The sequence below is a fragment of the Gilvimarinus gilvus genome (assembly GCF_030518155.1).
In the GTDB taxonomy this organism is placed as follows: Bacteria; Pseudomonadota; Gammaproteobacteria; order Pseudomonadales; family Cellvibrionaceae; genus Gilvimarinus; species Gilvimarinus gilvus.
Genome location: NZ_JAULRU010000549.1, coordinates 1 through 308, shown reverse-complemented (window position 1 = coordinate 308; position 308 = coordinate 1). Strand labels below are relative to the sequence as shown.

Annotated in this window: 1 protein-coding gene; it reads left to right on the top strand. The window is 28.9% G+C overall.

The features are described 5' to 3' along the window. Window positions 1–103: 103 nt before the first annotated feature. On the top strand, window positions 104–308 hold a 205-nt coding region (locus QWI17_RS10525; protein ID WP_302722465.1), incomplete at its 3' end, for an HU domain-containing protein.

Genomic DNA, 308 nt, shown 5'->3' with positions numbered 1-308 from the left:
AAATCGGTTTGCATTTTGTTAAATTATTAATATTAAACCAACTAAGAATAATTTTAAGTATTTATTTTTTTGCTAAATCTAAAAAAAATGTTAATTTCGTAGTATGAGGTTAGAAGAGCATATTAGTCAATTATTATTTCAGCACGATTGTGTAATCGTTCCAAACTTTGGTGCGTTTATCTCAAACACTGCTAATGTGGCGTTTGACGAGCAAACAAACACATTTATTCCGCCAAGAAAAGAGCTTTCTTTCAATACAACTTTAACAAAAAGTGATGGTGTTTTGGTGAATAAAATTGTAGAAGATG